Genomic DNA, 16,146 nt, shown 5'->3' with positions numbered 1-16,146 from the left:
ATCATTGACCGTAGCCTGTATCGCCCAATGTGGCGAGGTTTAGGCGCAGCATGAACTGCTGGTTGGGCCGGATGGTCTGCCCGCCGGGCGTGTTGAAAAATTGGTCTTCGCGTTGGTAGAGGAATTCCACCGTGATGCAATCGTCGGTGTAGATCAGCGACAGTTCACGGGTTTTCCAGAACTTTTCCTCAATGCTCCGATCGCCGCGGAAGCCGACCTTCCAGTGGTCGGTGACATTCAGCCGCAGGTTGGCGTTGAAGCTCTGAATCTTCTCGCCGTTGATGTCGATCTCGTCGCGACGGTAGTTCGCGCCGCCCGAACCGAAGCGGTTGGAAATCTCGAAGCCGCTCTCGATGCGTCGAAGCTCCTTGGTCTTTGAGTCCAGTCGCGCGCGGGTGTTCAGGCTGAGGCCCTGCATGGGCTGGATCTGGGCGGCCACGATCCAGTCGGAGGACTTGGTGGCCAGGCCGCTGCGGGTCGGGATGATCGGATCGACGGTGTCGCGGAACGACCGTCCGAGGAACAGCATGCTCGTGAGGCCGCTGTCGGTGATGTAGGTCGCCCGCGCGGCGAGGTTCACCCGGCGTCCGCCCTCGTACAGGTCGAAGCCAGGAAACTTGTTGGGTTTGAAGAGGTTGGTCTCTTCGAATTCAAGCGAGACGCCGTCCTCGTTGAAATAGATCGGACTGCCGTCGGGGTTGCGGCCGACGACCACGCCGCTGCTCTCCGGCGAGATGGCGATCTGGGCCAGGGGCTCGAGCACCACCGAGCCGTTGAAGGCGCGGCGGGCGAACGGCATCGAGACGTCCGCGCCGAGCACGCCCTGGCCCTGCACCGTGCGCTTGGTCTCGTCGCCCGGCAGGTCGCCGATATCGTAGCCGGTCAAACGGCCCTGGACGAAGGGCGACAGGCGGATGCCCGAACGGGTCGTGTAGTTCGAGCGCCAGTCGAACTCGCCGGCCGCCCGCCGGCTGTCGATGCCCTCCGGTCGAGGATTGGCGGCGGTGGGGCGGATGGTGTTCGATTGCTCGCGGGTCAGCATCACCGACTGCCCCTTGACGCGCAGGCGGCCGCCCAGGATCGCGAAGTCCGGATCCCATCGCGCCTCGACCAGGGGCGCGATCAGCGGGAAGGTGCGGTCGTTGTCGCCGGCGTTGCCGTCCCGCGAGGGGATGAGGCCCTGGATGGAAACCGCTGAAACCGAAAGATAAGTCCGCGCGTCCTGGCGAATGGCGTAGAGCTGCGAGGAGAAGCGGCGCTCCTGGTCGGGGAACAGGCCCCGGGCTTCCTGCAGGTAGATGTCGCCGATGTCGTACTTGTCGAGCACCAGGTCTTCCGAGGCGCGCTCGGCGCTGAAGCCCCAGAGCCAGTTCTCGTTCAGGTCGAAGCGCCCCTTCGCCAGGATGTAGCTGCGGAAGGTGTTGTCGCCGAACTTGTCGCCCTTGCTGTCGTAGTCCTGATCGTGGGTGAAACCGCCGCGCACCTCGGCCGTGCCGGAATAGAAACGCTGGCGATAGTTCAGGTTGAGGAACGGGTTCACGCCCGTGTTCAGCTGCGGGCTGACGATGATGTCCGACGAAGGGCCGAGCAGTTTCAGATAAGGCTGCTCGTAAGAGAAACCGCGGCGTTTCGAGATGGTGATCTTCGGCTGCAGGAAGCCGTCGGCCCGGGTCGCGCCTGGGTCGGTGTGCCAAAAGACCGGCAGGTAGAGCGTCGGAACGCCCCAAAGGTAGAACTTGGCCTTGCGGTAGTAGACGACCTGCTTGTCGTGATCCTGCACCACCTTCTCGGCCCGGAACGACCAGCTGGGCGCCTTGGACGGATCCTCCGCGCAGAGTTCGCAGGGCGTGTAGAGGGCGTCGTTCAGCTCGTTGATGGACTCGCTGCGCCGCACCGCGCTGCTGGCCGCCATGGTCACATTGTCCGGCAGGCGAGCCGAGAAGTTGCGGGCGAAGCCGGTGGAGGTGGCGTCGTCCAGCACCAGTTCGTCGGCGAACTCGATGCCGCCCTCGGTGTCGACCAGCACGGCGTTGCCGCGCGCCGTGACGATCCCCGAGGTCTGGTCGTAGGTCACCTGGTTAGCGCGCAGGGTGCGGCCGCCGTAACGGCTTTCGACGCCGCCCGTGGCGGTGATGGTCTTGGCCTTGTCGTCCCGCTCCACGAGATCGGCCTCAAGGTAGAAGCCGTCCTCGCCGAGGCCATCGTCGTTCCGCGCGGCCCGGTCGGCGGCGGCGCGGGCCTGATCCCGCTCCTGGATTTCGCGCGCGGTCAGGGGGCGCACCGGAATCTGCGTGGGCAGCGGCGCGACGAGAGGCGGACCGCCGAGGGTGGGCGCCAGCGGTCGCGGGGCCGGCGCGGCCGTCGGGCTGGGCGAGACGCCGCTCGGCACGCCCTCGAAGGTCTGGGAGGCCGCCGCGCTGGCCGAGGAGCCCACCGGATAGCCGCGGTTGTTCCCCGTCTGGGCCGCGGCCGGAGTGACGCCGATCGCCAGGCTTCCGGCGGCCACGCCCATCATCAGGGCCACGCGCACCGGACGGTTCGGGCGAACAGCGATCATAGAGAATCCCCCGGAGCGGCGCACTAGCCGTCCTCCGTATAGCAAAGCAGCGTGAAGCCCGCCAAAAGCGCAAGCACAGGCGGCGCCCAGGCCGCCGCGAAGGGGTACAGCACTTCGGATTTCCCCAGCGCTTCGCAGAGCTGATTGAAGAAGAAGATCACGAAGCCCAGCGCCACGCCCGACCCGGCCAGCACCGCCAGGCCCCCAAGCCGCATAAGGCGTAGCGAGAAGGCGGCGGCCAGGATCGACATGGCCGCGAACAGCAGCGGCGTGGCGAACAGCTGCTGCAGCCGCAGGCGATAGGGCGTGGCCGAGAACCCGGCCTGCTCGGTTCGACCGATGGCGCCGGGCAAGCGCCAGAAGGCCACGGAGCCGGGCGCGCCGAATCGCTCATTGGCCGATTGCTGGTCGAGGGTCGACGGGATCGACAGGCTTTCCGACGACAGCGAGCCGGCGCCGGGCAGGGCCTCGCGCACATTGTTCAGCCGCCAGAAGCCGGCCGTCAGTCGCGCGTCAGAGGCCTCGATGCGGCGGGAAAACTCCAGCGCGCCATTGGCCCCGCGCGTGAAGACGAACAGCGAGACGCCGCGCAGGTGCAGGGAAGCGTCCTGCCGGTCGCGTTGGGCCGAGCGAATGACGATCTGGGTATTGGCGTCGCCCTGACGCAGCCACGATGGCTTGTCGATGTTGGCGAGATAGCCCTCCATCAGTTCCGAGCTGGCGGTCTCGTAGCGCGCCGTCAGCCAGGCGGTGATCGGGTTCAGCGTGGTCACGGTCAATACGCCGATCAGCAGGGCCGCGCCGGCCGCGGGCAGGATGAACCGCCACGCCGAGACGCCGGCCGCCCGCATGGCGATCAGCTCGCTGCGGCGGTTCAGGCCGACGAAGGCGAACAGGGTGCCGAACAGGAAGACGAACGGCCCCAGGGCCAGCACCGTGGCGGGCGCCTTGAGGAGGGTGAGATAGAGCAGCGAGCCGAAGCTGGCGTCGTCCGACCGCACCCCGACATTCTTCGAGATGTCGACGAACTCGACCAGGGTGATCATGCCGCCGATCACCGCCAGGGCGCCGGCCACGGCCGTCAGGGTGCGGCCGAGCACATAGCGTTCGAGCCGGCCGATCATGCTGGGCCCCCAATCATGCTGGGCCCAAGGCGACGAGATCGCCCTTCTTCGCCCGCGTGCGGAGGCTGGCCATGCCGGTCCCGCCGGCGGAGCGGAACACCTGCTTGAAGCCCCACCAGGCCGCGCCCAGCGGCACGGCGTACTGCAGGATGTTCAGCCAGGCGCTGTCGGCGCAGGCCGCCTGGACGCCGACGCCCAGCAGGCGCACGGCGGCGGCGGCGGCGCCCACGCGGGCGATGCGGCGGCCATAGCCCAGGCGGCTGAAGCTGGAGCCCAGAACGGCGGCCAGGGCCATGGCCATGAAGGCGATGTTGTAGAGCGGTCCGGCCAGGCGCGAATGGCCCTCGGCGAGCAGGCGATCCTTGTTCTTGCGCTCCCAGTCCTGCTGCAGGTCGGGGAAGAACAGCTCGTGCATGTAGCGGTCGGCTTCCTTGTAGTGCAGCAGCTCCTCGCTCTGCACGAAGGGGGCGAGGTCGAAGATGTACTCGTCGAACCGCAGGAAGTTCAGCGTCCCGTCGTTGGAGAATTCCTGCGTCGAGCCGTTGGTCATGATCAGCACGGGCGCGCCGTTGAGCGTGCCGACGCGGCCCTCGCGCGACGAATAGGTGGTGTCGCCGCCGCCCTGCTTGGTCTGGTGGATGAACAGGTCGTGGATCAGGCCGCCGCGGTCAATGGTTCGCGAATAGACGGTCAGGCCCGCCGAGGGTTCGGTGAAGGCGCCTTCACGCACCAGGGTCGCGGCGATGTCGGCCCGCACCTTGAAGCTGGTCTCCCGGATCTCGCGGGCGGTGTAGGGCTGCACCCACAGGCCGATGATCAACGACAGCAGCGCCGCCACCGAGGCGAGGCGCACGGCGGGCGAAACCACCCGCCAGCGGCTCATGCCCGACGCGAAGCAGACCACGATCTCCTGCTCGGTGTGCAGACGGTTCAGGGCGACCAGGGCGGCGACGAACACCGCGATCGGCATCACGGTGTTGAGCAGCTGCGGCACGGCCAGCAGGATGATCTTCAGGAAGATCAGGGCGCTCTGGCGCTGCTCGACGATGATCTCCAGCTCGGAGAGGCTGCGGCCCAGCAGGGTGACCAGGCACAGGGCCGCGGTGGCCAACAGGGTCGGCCCCAGCAACTGCCGCAGGAAGTACCGTTCAATCAGACGCATGGACCGGGAGGGGAGGTGTGACGAACCCCTTTGGGGTCGGCCCGTTCTAGGGGGCGGTCTTGAGCCGCGCAACTACGCCGGCGCCACAGCGGCGACCGCTTTTCAGGCCGGCGCCTTTGGACTAAGCCGCGAGGGGCGAGATTTTGGAGCAGGCGATGCAGGTGGAATTCGTTGCGGTGGGCGCCGAGCCGACCGGCGGGACGGCGTTGGCGGTGTTCGCCTTCGAGGGCGGCGTGCTTTCGGCCCCGGCCGCCGCGCTTGATTCGGCGCTCGGCGGGGCCCTCGGCCGCGCGGTGGCCGCCGGCCGTTTCAAGGGCTCGAAAGGCCAGAGCCTCGAGCTGCTCGCGCCGCAGGGCGTCGAGGCCTCGCGCGTGCTGCTGATCGGGCTCGGGCCGGAAGCCGACCTCAACGGCGCGGCCGTCGAGGCCGGGGCCGCCAGCGCCTATTCCGTCGCCAAGCTGTCCGGCGCGACCGAGCTTCTGATCCGCCACCCGCAGTGCCCGACCAACCCGGCGGCCCGCGCCGCCAGGGCCGCCTTCGGCGCCCGTCTGGCCAGCTATCGCTTCGACCGCTACCGCACGACCGAAAAACCCGAGAAGAAGCCCTCGATCGCCGTCATCAAGGTGGCTGTCGAGGATCCGGCCGCCGCCCAGGCGGCCTACGCGCCGCTGGCCGCCCTGGGCGACGCCATCGTGTTCAGCCGCGACCTGGTCTCCGAGCCCGCCAACATCCTCTATCCCGCCGAGTTCGCCGGGCGGGTGAAGGCCCTGGAATCGCTGGACCTCAAGATCGAGGTGCTCGGCGAGGCCGAGATGGCGAAGCTCGGCATGGGCAGCCTGCTCGGCGTCGGCCAGGGCAGCGTGCGCGACAGCCAGCTGGTGGTCATGCAATGGCTCGGGGCCGACGATCCCTCCGCCCAGCCGATCGCCTTCGTCGGCAAGGGCGTCTGCTTCGACACCGGCGGCATCAGCATCAAGCCGGCCGACGGCATGGAAGACATGAAGTGGGACATGGGCGGCGCGGCCGCCGTGACCGGCGTCATGCACGCCCTGGCCGGCCGCAAGGCCAAGGTCAACGCCATCGGCATCCTCGGCCTCGTCGAGAACATGCCGGACGGCAATGCTCAGCGTCCGGGCGACATCGTCACCTCGATGAGCGGCCAGACCATCGAGGTGATCAACACCGACGCCGAGGGCCGCCTCGTGCTGGCCGACGCGCTCTGGTACTGCAAGGAGCGCTTCAAGCCGAAGTTCATGGTCGACCTGGCCACCCTGACCGGCGCGATCATCATCGCCCTGGGCAACGACTACGCCGGCCTGTTCTCCAATGACGACGATCTTTCCGAAAAGCTGCTGGCGGCCTCCAGGACCGAGAACGAGCTGCTGTGGCGCCTGCCATTGCCGGCCGCCTACGAAAAGCAGATCGAAAGCGCCGCGGCCGACATGAAGAACGTCGGCGGCCGTCCCGCCGGCTCGATCACCGCCGCCCTGTTCCTGCAGAAGTTCGTCTCCGGCCTGCCGTGGGCGCACCTCGATATCGCCTCGACCGCCTGGAAGAAGGGCTCGTCCGACCCGACGGTGCCGGACGGCGCTGCCGGCTTCGGCGTGCGCCTGCTCAACCGCCTGGTCGCCGACCACTACGAGGGCTGATGGCCGAGGGCGCCTGCGAGGTCTGGTTCTATCATCTGGAGCGCACCCAGCTCGACCAGGCCTTGCCCGAACTGCTGGAAAAGACCCTGCAGCGCGGCTGGCGGGCGCAGGTCCGCACGACCGATGTTCACCGCCTCGAACATCTCGACGGCTGGCTGTGGAGCTATCGCGACGAGAGCTTCCTGCCGCACGGCCTGGCGGAGGAGCCTCAGGCGGCGCGCCAGCCGGTGCTGCTGACCTCCGAGGCCGAGAACCTCAACGGCGCCCAGGCCCTGTTCCTGATCGACGGGGCCGAGCCGGGCGAACTTTCGCCCTATGAGCGGTGTCTGATCCTGTTCGACGGGCGAGACCCGGCCCAGGTGGCCGTGGCGCGCGAGCGCTGGACGCGGCTGAAGGGACGGGGGCATCCTGTCAGCTACTGGCGGCAGGGCGCCGAACGTGGATGGGAGAAGCAGGCATGATGCGGATCGCTGTCGCCGCCCTGGCCGCGGCCTTGCTGGCCGGCTGCGCGCCGAACGAGACGCCCGCCCCGTCGACGGCGGTCCCGCCTGCTGCCGCCCCTTCGCCCGCGCCCGCGCCCGCTCCGGCGCCGCAGCCCGCTCCGCCGCCCCCGGCTCCGGTCGCGGAGGCGCCGTTGGCGCCCGACCAATGCGGCGCCCGGCCGCTGCAGGCCCTGGTCGGCAAGCCGCGCAGCGAAATCCCGGTGCCGGCCGACCCCAGCAAGCGGCGCGTCGCCTGCACTACCTGCCCGGTGACCATGGACTTCAACCCCGAGCGGCTGAACATCTTCTTCGACGCCGAGACGGGCATCATCAAGGAAGTGAAGTGCGGCTAAGGGCTTAGCTCAAACTCCCCCAGACTCCCTTCCGCCTCAAAAATCCCGCTCTCCCCGGCCTTCGCCGGGATGAGCGGATTGAATGTTCTTTCTGCTCAATGTGCTAACCCGAAAACTTCCCAGCCAGTACGCAGGCCGGGCGGCCCGACGCCAGGCTGACCGTGGCGCGCTGCCCCAACCCGATCAGATAAAACGCCCGCGCCTTTTCAGCCTCGACGCTCAGCACCGCCGGGCTGGTGAACTGGCAGACGGGATAGCCGCCGAACAGCGCACGGCCGCCCTCTGGCCGCAGGAAGGCGCAGGAGACGTGCCCGGCATTCCGGCCGAACTGCACGCCGCCGTACTCGATCTTGCGCCGATCCTGATATGGCGAGGCGCGAAACGTGGCTTCATCGACCTCGCGGCAGGGCGGCCCGGCGATAGTCCATTCCGCCGCGTCGGCGATCGCCATGCGCTGGTCCGCGAGGATCTTCGGCGCGAAGCTGGCGGTCAGCAGAATGACGCCGACGATTAACCCGACTCCAGCGAGCGCCGCGGTCGGCGGCCTCGTGCGTCTGGTGACGCCGAAATCGTTGGTCGGCATGACGAAGCTCCGAACTGCTCCGGAGCTTCGTCATTCAGATTACATTCGTCAAATAAAGACTACGAACGTAAATTACTATGCCCCCGGCAGCTCACACTTGGCGACGCCGCCGCGCACGGTCACCGCCACCGGGCGGCCGACGCCCGGCGTGTAGTAGTCGTGCTTGCCGTTCAGCTCGACCTCGAGGATGGCCGGGCCGGAGAAGTTGCAGACGGCGTATTTCTCGAAGCCCATGAACCCGCCGCTGCGGTCCTCGCAGTCGGCGTTGCCGAGGGCGCGGCCGAAGGTGGTCTCGGCGTACATCAGCCGCAGGTTCTGGCGCACCTTGTAGGGATTGGCCGAGAAGGTCGCCGCGTCCACCGGCGCGCAGGCGGCGCCCAGCACGATGTCCTTCTCGCCGCAGGCGGTCAGGGTCAGGGCGGCGCAACTCAGGGCGAGGGCCGTCATCGCCGACCGCAGCGTCTTACGCATCATCGAATACCTCATTGGGATCAGGTGCTGGCCGCCTCGACCTGTTCGGCGAGGGACATCCATTCGGTCTCGGCCGCCTCGACCTGGCCCTGCGTCTTCGCGCGTCGCTCGGTCAGCGACTGGGCCTTGGCGGGCTCCTTCACATAGAGCGCTGGGTCGGCGAGGGCGGCGTCGATCTCTTCCAACTGGCGGGTGACCCGGGCCAGGGTGGCCTCGGCCGCCTCCAGCTTGCGCTTCAGCGGCTCGATGGCGACGCGCGGCTTCGGCGGCGGCGCTTCGACGGGCTTGGCCGCTTCCTTCGGCCGCTCGACCTGGGTGGGCGCGCGGGCGGCCACCCGGGCGCGGTCCAGCACCAGCTTGGCGTAGTCGTCCATGTCGCCGTCGAACGGCTTGATCGTGCCGTCGGCGGCCAGCCACAGGCGGTCGGCGACCAGCTCCATCAGCGAGCGGTCGTGGGTGATCAGGATCACCGCCCCCTGATAGTCGTTCAGGGCGTCGAGCAGGGCTCGGCGGCTGTCGATGTCGAGGTGGTTGGTCGGCTCGTCGAGGATGAGCAGGTGCGGCGAGGCCATGGCCACCAGGTTCAGCAGCAGGCGCGCGCGCTCGCCGCCGGAAAGGCTGGCCACCTTGTTGTCCTGCTTCTCGAAATTCAGGCCGAACTGGGCAAGCTTCGAGCGCCGCGAGCTTTCGCTGGCCTCCGGCATCGCCCGCCGGATGATCTCCAGCGGCGTGTCCTCGGGATCCAGCGCCTCGATCTGATGCTGGTGGAACCAGCCGACCACCGTGCGCTTGTCGCGATGAAACTCGCCGGCCATCACGTCCAGCGCCCCGGCCACCAGCTTGGCGAAGGTCGACTTGCCCGCCCCGTTGACGCCAAGGAGGCCGATGCGGTCGTCGATATCCATCCGCAGGTTCAGGTTCTTCAGGATGGCGTGGCCGTCATAGCCCACCTGCGCCTTCTCCAGCCGCAGCAGCGGCGGCGCGATCGGGCGCGGCGGCGAGGGCAGGGTGAAGGGGGCGACATGCTCCTCCACCAGGGCGCTGACCACGGGCAGCTTCTGCAGCATCTTCAGGCGGCTCTGGGCCTGGGCGGCCTTCGAGGCCTTGGCGCGGAAGCGGTCGACGAAGCTCTGCAGGTGGGCGCGCTGGGCCTCCACTTTGTTGCGGGTGGCCTCCTGCAGCCGGGCCTTCTCCTCGCGGCGACGCTCGAAGTCGTCGTAGCCGCCGGTATAGAGTTCCAGCTTCGCATCCTTCAGATGCAGGATGTAACCCACGGAATTGTTGAGCAGTTCGCGGTCGTGACTGATCACGATCGCCATGTGCGGATACTTCTTCAGCCGCTGCTCCAGCCACAGGGCGCCCTCGAGGTCGAGGTAGTTGGTCGGCTCGTCGAGCAGCATCAGGTCCGGCTCGGCGAACAGCGCCGCCGCCAGGGCCACGCGCATGCGCCAGCCGCCGGAGAACTCGGCCATCGGCCGGGCCAGGTCCTCCTGGGTGAAGCCGAGGCCGACCAGGATTTCGGCCGCGCGGCTCGGCGCCGCGTCGGCGTCGATCTCGATCAGCCGGGCCCAGATCTCGCCCATCTCCTCGGGCTCGGCGGTCTCCAGCCGCCGTGTCAGCGACTCGCGCTCCACATCGGCGGCCAGCACCGTGTCGATCAGGCTGACGGGCGTCGCCGGATGTTCCTGATCCACGGTCGCCATGCGGGCGTTGCGCGGCATGGAGAAGTCGCCGCCCGCGGCGTGAAGCTCGCCCTTCAAGAGCTTGAACAGGGTGGACTTTCCGACGCCGTTTCGCCCCACGAGGCCGACCTTGGCCCCCGTCGGCAGCATGACGTTGGCCTTGTCCAGGAACCGGCGGCCATAGGCATCCAGCGTCAGGTCTTCGATCTTCAACATTGCTGCGATGCGGGAGGTTGGCCTTACGAAAGCGCCCGGCTATAAGCCGCCGACCTTTCGGGGACAAATCTTTCCGGCCGCGCGTGCGGCCGTCACATATAAAAACGAGACTTCTCGCATGACCGAACGCACCTTCTCGATCATCAAGCCGGACGCGACCGAGCGGAACCTGACCGGCAAGGTCAACGCCGTGATCGAAGACGCGGGCCTGCGCATCGTCGCCCAGCGCCGCATCCAGATGAGCCGCGCCCAGGCTGAAAAGTTCTACGAGATCCACAAGGAGCGCCCGTTCTTCGGCGAGCTCGTGGACTTCATGATCTCCGCCCCGGTCGTGGTGCAGGTGCTGGAAGGCGAAAACGCCGTGGCCCGCTACCGCGAAGTCATGGGCGCCACCAACCCCGAACAGGCCGCCGAAGGCACCATCCGCAAGCTGTTCGCCAAGTCGGTGGGCGAAAATTCGGTCCACGGTTCGGACAGCGCCGACAACGCCGCGATCGAAATCGTCCAGTTCTTCACCGACGACCAGATCGTCGGCTGATCCTCGAGCCTCTAGGGTCAGATGGCGTCATCTGACCCGTCTAAGAGGCTCGAATTTTTAGGGTCCGGAGCGCGCTTGGCGCGCTCTGGCGGATCGTTGAACTGACAGCGGCCGGGGCGGCGACGCCCCGGCCGCTTTTCGTGGATAACGTTCTGCGCGCACTCGACGAGAACAAAATGAGAACATAAGCTGAGGTCTCCACCATGTAGGAGCTCTCCATGCCGCCCTATCGCCGCCCGCCGCTAGCGGGGCCTCTCGCGCCTCGGGGATATGGAACGGAGCCTGACCCCCAGAGCGCGGAGCCCTGGGCGGCAGACGATGACTTTTCGGCGTTCGAGCGAGGGGCGGATCAGCTTGCGCAGGGAGCGCAGCCGCCTTCGCTAACGCGCGAGGAAAAGGTGCGGCTCATCCAAGAGAGCATTCCCCAGGCCCTGAAGGACATCGGCGCCGCGGCCTTGTCACCGAACCTCAAGCCTGGGGAGAGAAGCGACCTGGCGAAGATCGCCGCGACCCTGGGCGTCGATCTGACGCCGTCCCTGGAGGGGGCGCAACTCGCCCCGTGGGAGAAGGCGTCCATGCAGGAGACGGCGCGGCTTCTGGGTGGTCGCGGGGCCATAGAGTACACCTTCGATGCTCCGCCGGGGACCGATGGAGGCGCCTCGATGATAAAAGGCGTCGGCCGCCTGCAGCTCAACCCGGAGCAGTTGGTGTCGTCGCAGGGCGTCGTCGATGTCGCAAAGCTCAGGGCGACGCTCGCGCATGAAGGGCGGCATTTTCATGATGAGCGCACGCTCGGCTTGACGGACCAATCGGATCCTCAAAAGTGGTTCGCCAATCTGGATCAGTATCGCTGGACGGGCGAGAACGCTTGGCGAGCCGAGGACGCCCTGAACAAAGCCTTGGGGCTCAAGGTCTCGGAGGAGCCCGTGGATCAGCGTGCGGAGAGGGAGGTATCTGCGGTTCGCAATGGGCCTCGGATACTCATGGACTACGGCAGCGGTAAGGGGACGACGCCTTGGAAATTTTGAGCATGGCGCGAACAAGATCGGCTCTACTCGGTGCACTGGCCGCGCTGTCTTGCTTGGCGGCTGGCTTTGGGGCGTCGGCCGGTGAGGCTTTCGACGCGACCATCAGAGGAAAGCTGATGGAGACGGGCGCGACAAGCATCTGCGACCTGGATCTCGAAAATAGCCTCGGGCGCAGGTTCGAGGTCTACGGCAACGTAGTTGCGACCCGCCGAAGCAACATTGTGATGTCCGACCCTCGTTGTCCACGTATAGTGATTGGCGTCAATTTTGCCCATCCATATATACCGGACAATGCCCTTCAAGGACACCTTGCTGTCAGAGAGCTCGTATCTGCCGCACTTAGATACAGGTCCGGATTTCTTTCGTATTGCCTTTGTGTTGGCACAATTATGAGGGCATCCGTCCCAAGTAAGTACTACCTCGATATGGATTTTTCGCGGTCTGATGACTATCTGCCCATTCAGGACGCTCCTACCTACTCGTCCAAGGTCGTGCTGGAAGATGGGCGCATCGTCCCAGGACCGGAGTTTCTGCCCCGCCGAGCCATCAAGAAGATGACGGAAGCAGAATGGCGGGCGACGACCAGAAAACCCGACTTCATTCCACCGCCGCCTTGGTAGGCTCACCAGGGTGTCGGGCGGCCGGATCGCTGAATTGAAGACGGCCGGGGCGGCGCCGCCCCGGCCGTTCTTCGTGGACAACGCCCTCCACATTTTTGACAAGAACAAGAGGGGAACGTAAGCTGAGGGCTCCAACCACGTAGGAGTTCTCCATGCCGGCTTATCGACGCCCGCCGCAGGATACTCAAAAGTGGTTCACCAATCTGGATCAGTATCGCTGAACGGGCGAGAATGCCTGGCGAGCCGAGGACGCCCTGAACAAAGCCCTGGGACTCAAGGTCTCGGATGAGTCCGTGGATCAGCGTGCGGAGGGAGAGGTATCTGCGGTTCGCAATGCGCCTCGAAAACTCAAGGACTACGGCAGCGACAAGGGGGCGACGCCATGGAAGTTTTGAGCTTAGCGCGAGGGAGATCGGCTTTTTTGCGGGTGGCGCTGGCGCTCTGTTGCTTGGCGGCTGCCTCGAAGGCTTTGGCTGGCGAGGCCTTCGACGCCATAGTGAGGGGCAGGATCATGGAAACAGGTGCGACGAGCATCTGCGACCTTGACCTTCCTGGGAATGTTGGTCGCACCGTCAAGATCTATGGCAACGCCGTTGCTACAAGAGATAGCTTGAATCTGCTGTCAGATCCCCGGTGTCCTTCTATCGTTATTGGGCTCGATACACACTATTATGGTTTTGAGGGCATCCTGCTAAGGCTCTCCGACAATTCGATCCGGAAGTATTTGTTTTCTCCGCCTGTTGATGGTGGGATTCTCTACTGCGCTTGTTATGGTGTGTTGAGGGAAACCTCAGTGAAGGGAAGGTATTACCTATTACTTGATGATGCCGACGCGGCGGGCTATCTGCCGCGAGGAGACGCTCCTTCTTACCCCGCGAAGATCGTACTGGATGACGGCCGGATCGTCCCCGGACCAGAATTTTTGGTCAGGCGAGCGACAAAACCCGTAACGCGGGAGTATCTGGAAGCGGCTTCCAAGCCCGACTTCATCCCGCCGTCGCCTTGGTAGGCTTATCGGGGTGTTGGACGGCCGTTTCTCGTTCGCGTCAGAACGAGATCGGTCTCGGACGCAGGGCGCTGAGCAGGGCGCCCAAGCCGACCGGCAGGCGTTTGCCGTCGCGGCTCGGCCATCGCACCCCGCCTGTACGCACGTCCCGCGGCAGGCGCATCTTCAGGGCGCCGTTCGCTTCGTCGGACTTCATCGGCGTGTAGTAGGCGCAGCCCTCGAAATAATAGTGCACCACCAGCGAGCGGCGCGTGCTGTTCGGATCGGCGATGGGCGATCCGCCGTGCGCGAGGTTGGCGGCCCAGACCAGCGCCTCGCCCTTCTTGATCACCGCCAGGCGGTTCTCGCCCTGGGTAGCGGCCATGCGCTCGGCGAAGCGCGGCACATAGCGGCCGGTGTAGTCGGCGAAGTTCGGACGGGCCGTCTCCACGCCCACATCCCGCATCTTCAGGATCGGCAACCTGTGGCTGCCGGTCTGATAGACCAGCGGTCCGGCGTCCAGCCTCACGTCTTCCAAGGCGATCCAAAGCCCGCACATGAAGCGTTCCGGCTGGCTGCTGAAATGCACGGCGTCCGAATGCAGGTGCTGCTCGCTGCCGCGCTGGAAGTTCAAGGTCTGGAAGGCGAAGGGCCGGCGCCCATAGGCGGCATGCAGCAGTTCGGCGACCAGCGGCTGTGTCGCCAGCTTGCGCACGGCGGGCGAGCGCGCCCAGGCGTCGGCGACGCGATGGACCTTGCCGTCGCGGAAATAGGGATCGGTCTCGGCGATCGCCGCGTCGCAAAGACCTTCTGCGTCGTCGCCCAACCGCACGACGGCCGCGCCATCGCGCGCCAAGGTGCGGATGAAGGTCTGGGTGACCTCGTCGAAGTTTCGGCTGCGAAGATAGGCTTCGACGGTATGTGGCTCGGCCTCGAAATAAGGCAGGTCCGGCAGGGCGGCGCCGCGCGAAGCTTCTCCGACCCTCGAAATCACTCCAACACCAGTTTGGCCAGCGCCGCCGGATAGAGCCGATGCTCTTCCGCAAGAATCCGCTCAGCCAAGGCATGGGCGTCGTCGCCCGGCCGGACCGGCACCCGGGCCTGGCCGAGAATCGGACCTTCGTCGACGCCCTCGGTGACCAGGTGCACCGTGCAGCCGGCTTCCAGGTCGCCGGCGTCCAGCGCCCGCTGATGGGTGTCGAGGCCGGGGTATTTCGGCAGCAGCGAGGGGTGGATGTTGACCATTCGCCCGGCCCAGGCGCGGACCAGGAACGGCGTCAGCACCCGCATGTAGCCGGCGAGGGCCACGTACTCGACGCCGGCCTGCCTCAGCGCCGCGTCGAGTTCGCGCTCGTGCGCCTCGCGGTCCTTGCCGAACAGCTTCTGGTCGATGGCCCAGGCTTCGATGCCGGCGGCCCGCGCCGTCTCCAGCCCACCGGCGTCGGGCTTGTTGGATAGAACCAGGGCGATCTCGAACGGGCAGTCGTTCGCCTTGGCCGCCTCGATCAGGGCGGCCATGTTCGATCCGCGTCCGGAAATCAGGACGCCGACTTTAGCCTTGCTCAACGGCCCTTACTCCTTGGGCGTCTTGGTCAGTTCGCCGATCACGAAGGCGTCCTCGCCGACGTTCAGCAGCGCGGCCAGCACCGGCTCGACGTCGTTCGGCGCCACGATCAGCATCATGCCGACGCCGCAGTTGAAGGTGCGGCGCAGTTCGTGATCGGTGACGCCGCCCGTGCGCTGCAGCCAGTCGAACACCGGGGGCAGGGGCCAGGCGTCCCAGTCGATCTTGGCCTCCAGGCCCGGGGCGATGGCGCGCGGCGGGTTTTCGATCAGGCCGCCGCCGGTGATGTGGGCCAGGCCCTTCACGCGGCCGGCCTGGATCAGCGGCAGCACCGACTTCACATAGATGCGGGTCGGCTCGGTCAGGGCCTCGGCCAGGGTCTTGCCCTCGGCGAACGGGGCGGGGGCGTCCCACGCCAGGCCCGAGCGCTCGACGATGCGGCGGATCAGCGAATAGCCGTTGGAGTGCGGCCCCGACGAGCCGAGGCCGATCAGCACGTCGCCGGCCTTCTGCAGGTCGAAGCGCGGCAGCACGCCGTCGCGCTCCACGGCGCCGACGGAAAAGCCCGCCAGGTCGTAATCGCCGTCGGCGTACATGCCGGGCATCTCGGCCGTCTCGCCGCCGACCAGGGCCGAACCGGAGAGCTTGCAGCCCTCGGCTATGCCGCCGACGATGCGTCGCCCGGCCTCCACGTCCAGCTTCCCGACCGCGTAATAGTCGAGGAACATCAGGGGCTCAGCGCCTTGGGCCAGCAGGTCGTTGACGCACATGGCCACCAGATCGATGCCCACCGTGTCGTGGCGGTCGGTCTCGATGGCGACCTTCAGCTTGGTGCCGACGCCGTCGGTGGTCGTGACCAGCAGCGGGTCGTGGTAGCCGGCGGCCTTCAGGTCGAACAGCGCGCCGAAGCCGCCGAGGCTGGCTTCCGCGCCCGGCCGGCGGGTGGCCTTGGCCAGCGGCTTGATCGCCTCGACGAGGGCGTTTCCGGCGTCGATATCCACGCCGGCGTCGGCGTAGGTCAGGCCATTGGTCATTTCGGGTCCGAGTTACGAGGTTACTGGCGGGTTGCAGAGTACTGTATTGCGGTTTGGCCTTGCAGACTCGGCCCCGCGCGGGGCTATAGCTAGCCGAT

At 66.8% G+C, this 16,146-nt stretch carries 16 protein-coding genes; 7 read left to right on the top strand and 9 right to left on the bottom strand.

What is annotated here, in order from left to right; all coding sequences use genetic code 11:
- Nucleotide 1: 1 nt before the first annotated feature.
- Genes ACFLIT_RS03390 through lptF form a run of 3 tightly spaced genes read right to left on the bottom strand, consistent with a single transcriptional unit; the run spans nucleotide 2 to nucleotide 4,843 of the window.
- Nucleotides 2-2,557 (bottom strand): LPS-assembly protein LptD, encoded by a 2,556-nt coding sequence (locus tag ACFLIT_RS03390; RefSeq protein ID WP_479909752.1) that lies wholly within the window; start codon nucleotides 2,555-2,557, stop codon nucleotides 2-4.
- A 23-nt stretch (nucleotides 2,558-2,580) separates the two neighbouring features.
- Nucleotides 2,581-3,681, bottom strand: coding sequence for an LptF/LptG family permease (locus tag ACFLIT_RS03385; protein WP_479909751.1), 1,101 nt, complete (start codon nucleotides 3,679-3,681; stop codon nucleotides 2,581-2,583).
- Nucleotides 3,682-3,694: 13 nt separating this feature from the next.
- Entirely contained in the window at nucleotides 3,695-4,843 is a 1,149-nt protein-coding gene (lptF, locus tag ACFLIT_RS03380) for an LPS export ABC transporter permease LptF (RefSeq protein ID WP_479909750.1), read from the bottom strand.
- Between the two features lie 155 nt (nucleotides 4,844-4,998).
- Here lptF and ACFLIT_RS03375 point away from each other — a divergent pair, with 155 nt between their 5' ends.
- Genes ACFLIT_RS03375 through ACFLIT_RS03365 form a run of 3 tightly spaced genes read left to right on the top strand, consistent with a single transcriptional unit; the run spans nucleotide 4,999 to nucleotide 7,327 of the window.
- Nucleotides 4,999-6,492 carry a leucyl aminopeptidase gene (locus ACFLIT_RS03375; protein WP_479909749.1) on the top strand — a complete coding sequence of 498 codons (1,494 nt, stop codon included), beginning with the start codon at nucleotides 4,999-5,001 and terminating at the stop codon, nucleotides 6,490-6,492.
- A complete protein-coding gene (locus ACFLIT_RS03370) occupies nucleotides 6,492-6,953 on the top strand; it encodes a DNA polymerase III subunit chi (RefSeq protein ID WP_479909748.1) in 462 nt (153 codons plus the stop codon). The genes ACFLIT_RS03375 and ACFLIT_RS03370 overlap by 1 nt, the downstream gene beginning before the upstream one ends.
- On the top strand, nucleotides 6,950-7,327 hold the full coding sequence (locus ACFLIT_RS03365) for an I78 family peptidase inhibitor (protein ID WP_479909747.1): 378 nt from the start codon (nucleotides 6,950-6,952) through the stop codon (nucleotides 7,325-7,327). The genes ACFLIT_RS03370 and ACFLIT_RS03365 overlap by 4 nt, the downstream gene beginning before the upstream one ends.
- Before the next feature lie 103 nt (nucleotides 7,328-7,430).
- Here the strand turns inward: ACFLIT_RS03365 and ACFLIT_RS03360 are convergent, their stop codons facing one another.
- The 3 genes from ACFLIT_RS03360 to ACFLIT_RS03350 all read right to left on the bottom strand — a co-directional run bounded on the left by ACFLIT_RS03360 (nucleotide 7,431) and on the right by ACFLIT_RS03350 (nucleotide 10,279).
- A complete protein-coding gene (locus ACFLIT_RS03360) occupies nucleotides 7,431-7,910 on the bottom strand; it encodes a hypothetical protein (RefSeq protein ID WP_479909746.1) in 480 nt (159 codons plus the stop codon).
- Between the two features lie 75 nt (nucleotides 7,911-7,985).
- Nucleotides 7,986-8,384 (bottom strand): hypothetical protein, encoded by a 399-nt coding sequence (locus ACFLIT_RS03355; protein ID WP_479909745.1) that lies wholly within the window; start codon nucleotides 8,382-8,384, stop codon nucleotides 7,986-7,988.
- Nucleotides 8,385-8,401: 17 nt separating this feature from the next.
- Nucleotides 8,402-10,279 (bottom strand): ABC-F family ATP-binding cassette domain-containing protein, encoded by a 1,878-nt coding sequence (locus ACFLIT_RS03350; RefSeq protein WP_479909744.1) that lies wholly within the window; start codon nucleotides 10,277-10,279, stop codon nucleotides 8,402-8,404.
- A gap of 118 nt (nucleotides 10,280-10,397) precedes the next feature.
- Between ACFLIT_RS03350 and ndk the strand changes: the two genes are divergently transcribed.
- From ndk to ACFLIT_RS03330, 4 genes are all read left to right on the top strand, one after another.
- Nucleotides 10,398-10,817 carry a nucleoside-diphosphate kinase gene (ndk, locus tag ACFLIT_RS03345; RefSeq protein WP_479909743.1) on the top strand — a complete coding sequence of 140 codons (420 nt, stop codon included), beginning with the start codon at nucleotides 10,398-10,400 and terminating at the stop codon, nucleotides 10,815-10,817.
- Nucleotides 10,818-11,215: 398 nt separating this feature from the next.
- Nucleotides 11,216-11,845 carry a hypothetical protein gene (locus tag ACFLIT_RS03340; protein ID WP_479909742.1) on the top strand — a complete coding sequence of 210 codons (630 nt, stop codon included), beginning with the start codon at nucleotides 11,216-11,218 and terminating at the stop codon, nucleotides 11,843-11,845.
- On the top strand, nucleotides 11,833-12,465 hold the full coding sequence (locus ACFLIT_RS03335; protein WP_479909741.1) for a hypothetical protein: 633 nt from the start codon (nucleotides 11,833-11,835) through the stop codon (nucleotides 12,463-12,465). Before ACFLIT_RS03340 ends, ACFLIT_RS03335 begins: the two co-directional genes overlap by 13 nt.
- A gap of 382 nt (nucleotides 12,466-12,847) precedes the next feature.
- Entirely contained in the window at nucleotides 12,848-13,474 is a 627-nt protein-coding gene (locus ACFLIT_RS03330; protein ID WP_479909740.1) for a hypothetical protein, read from the top strand.
- Between the two features lie 37 nt (nucleotides 13,475-13,511).
- On the opposite strand, the gene ACFLIT_RS03325 is transcribed toward ACFLIT_RS03330, so the two are convergent.
- Genes ACFLIT_RS03325 through purM form a run of 3 tightly spaced genes read right to left on the bottom strand, consistent with a single transcriptional unit; the run spans nucleotide 13,512 to nucleotide 16,048 of the window.
- Complete coding sequence (locus tag ACFLIT_RS03325; RefSeq protein WP_479909739.1) at nucleotides 13,512-14,444, bottom strand: phytanoyl-CoA dioxygenase family protein; 933 nt, start codon at nucleotides 14,442-14,444, stop codon at nucleotides 13,512-13,514.
- Nucleotides 14,441-15,016 carry a phosphoribosylglycinamide formyltransferase gene (purN, locus tag ACFLIT_RS03320; RefSeq protein WP_479909738.1) on the bottom strand — a complete coding sequence of 192 codons (576 nt, stop codon included), beginning with the start codon at nucleotides 15,014-15,016 and terminating at the stop codon, nucleotides 14,441-14,443. Before purN ends, ACFLIT_RS03325 begins: the two co-directional genes overlap by 4 nt.
- 6 nt (nucleotides 15,017-15,022) lie before the next feature.
- Nucleotides 15,023-16,048 (bottom strand): phosphoribosylformylglycinamidine cyclo-ligase, encoded by a 1,026-nt coding sequence (purM, locus tag ACFLIT_RS03315; protein WP_479909737.1) that lies wholly within the window; start codon nucleotides 16,046-16,048, stop codon nucleotides 15,023-15,025.
- Nucleotides 16,049-16,146 lie beyond the last annotated feature (98 nt).

It is taken from the genome of Caulobacter sp. HJHS_5 (assembly GCF_056683955.1).
The sequence above is the reverse complement of the archived record's forward strand: the minus strand, read 5'-3'. Positions and strand labels throughout refer to the sequence as shown.